A 1,537-nucleotide genomic window follows, 5' to 3' on the forward strand; every position below is an offset into this window, starting at 1 on the left:
CTTGTCAAGGGCCATACAATCAGGAGAGTATAGGCCCCCCGAATAGATAAATAGGTTAGATTATGGCGTTTTCGCCACTTTCGCCGGTTTAACCAGTTTCGCCAGTTTCGCCTGCCGCCACTCGACGAGGACCCGGTGGACTACCTCCGCCCGAGTGAGGACCACCCCCGGCTCGAGGAGGTAACAGAGCCGGGCAATCTCGGCGGCGTCCTCGTGAGATATCTCAATCCGCGGCATGGGGGCTCGCCTCCTCGGAGGCCTGCAGGATATTTCGGCCGATGCCGTACACCGGGTCGGGGTGGCTGAACGGTCCGCTGATGTAAAGGACCTTCACGGCGACCGCCTCCAGTCGAGGTTTGAGGCTGAGGTGCCGTCGGTCGTGCCTCGCGTGTAGCGCGGCGGGCCGTTGAGGTCGATGGTCGCCGGCGGTTCCCAGTCCGGACCGTCCCGCTCCAGCGGGCACCAGTCTGGGATGAGGGGGAAGTCGGCGAACTTTCGGCAGCGGAGGATGCCGCTCTCATCGCACCACTGGCTTGCCCAGCAGCTCCGGGAGCCGACCGCGTACGGGCACTCGTCGCAAGTCTCGATGTAGATCAGGCGGGTCATGCTGTCACCCCTCCCAGTGCATCGAAGAGCCGTACCTGCGCTCGCTCCTTGTCGATCCGCTCCTGAGCCTTCAGGAAGTAGGGCTCGTGCTTCTCGATGCCAATGTAGTGCCGCCCGGTGCGGAGGCAGGCGATCGCAGTTGTGCCGCTGCCGAGGAATGGGTCGAGGACGAGGTCGCCGGGCTTTGAATACTTCTCAAGAATCTGCATAAAGAGCGGGACGGGTTTCTGCGTCGGATGGATGCGCTCTTCCTTGTGGCGCATGTCCTCCTGCAGCATCCCGTTCCATCGCCATTTGAACTTCCGCACCGCTGTCTTGAATGAGGTCCACGCGAGTTCGCAGTCTGCGAAGTTACCTGAGTTATCCTTGTCCCACACGAGCCAGCACGGGGACGGATCGAGGAGGTCGGCATAATAGTTGCCGCCGAAGATGATCTGGTTCTTACTGACTCGGCACATCTCAGCGATGACACATTCGTCGATACGAACCGAATCCCATTCAGAGACCCCGTAGTCTTTCGCACTAACCCAGGTTCCGGGTTTTCCGAATACTTTGTTCCCGCCGCCAACTGTCCTGTTATTAGTTATGCCGATCCCATAAGGCGGATCTGTGAGCACCAGATCAATGCACTTATCCGGCATCTCGCGCATGAGGTCGAGACAGTCGCCGCAGTAGATCCGATCTACTTCAAGCGTCATGCCCGGCCCCCCGTCAGCCCCTCGGCGAGATTCTCCCATCGATGATCGTGCCGGAGCAGCGAGAGCAGGTCGGTCCACCGGAGCACGGCGAGCGGCTCCCGCCGGCTCTGCTTCAGGACGAGGAGGGGGGCGAGCCCCTCCGCTGCCGCGTTTCGGGTGCATTGTTGCCACCACTCCGGCAAGGCGATCCGTTCCTGCGCTTTGCACTCGACCCCGAAGCCGAACCGCTCGCG

Annotated in this window: 4 protein-coding genes; all 4 read right to left on the minus strand. The window is 61.5% G+C overall.

From position 1 onward, the window contains the following. Nucleotides 1-60: 60 nt before the first annotated feature. Entirely contained in the window at nucleotides 61-237 is a 177-nt protein-coding gene (locus ACE4YL_RS02815) for a hypothetical protein (RefSeq protein WP_461369176.1), read from the minus strand. 93 nt (nucleotides 238-330) lie between these two features. Continuing rightward, nucleotides 331-606 (minus strand): hypothetical protein, encoded by a 276-nt coding sequence (locus tag ACE4YL_RS02820; RefSeq protein ID WP_461369177.1) that lies wholly within the window; start codon nucleotides 604-606, stop codon nucleotides 331-333. Then, on the minus strand, nucleotides 603-1,304 hold the full coding sequence (locus tag ACE4YL_RS02825; protein WP_461369178.1) for a DNA-methyltransferase: 702 nt from the start codon (nucleotides 1,302-1,304) through the stop codon (nucleotides 603-605). Before ACE4YL_RS02825 ends, ACE4YL_RS02820 begins: the two co-directional genes overlap by 4 nt. Further along, the coding region (locus tag ACE4YL_RS02830) for a putative PDDEXK endonuclease (protein WP_461369179.1) at nucleotides 1,301-1,537 on the minus strand (237 nt) is incomplete at its 5' end. The genes ACE4YL_RS02825 and ACE4YL_RS02830, both read right to left, overlap by 4 nt.

This window comes from Candidatus Darwinibacter acetoxidans, from assembly GCF_041936445.1.
In the GTDB taxonomy this organism is placed as follows: Bacteria; Bacillota; Limnochordia; order Darwinibacteriales; family Darwinibacteriaceae; genus DTU010.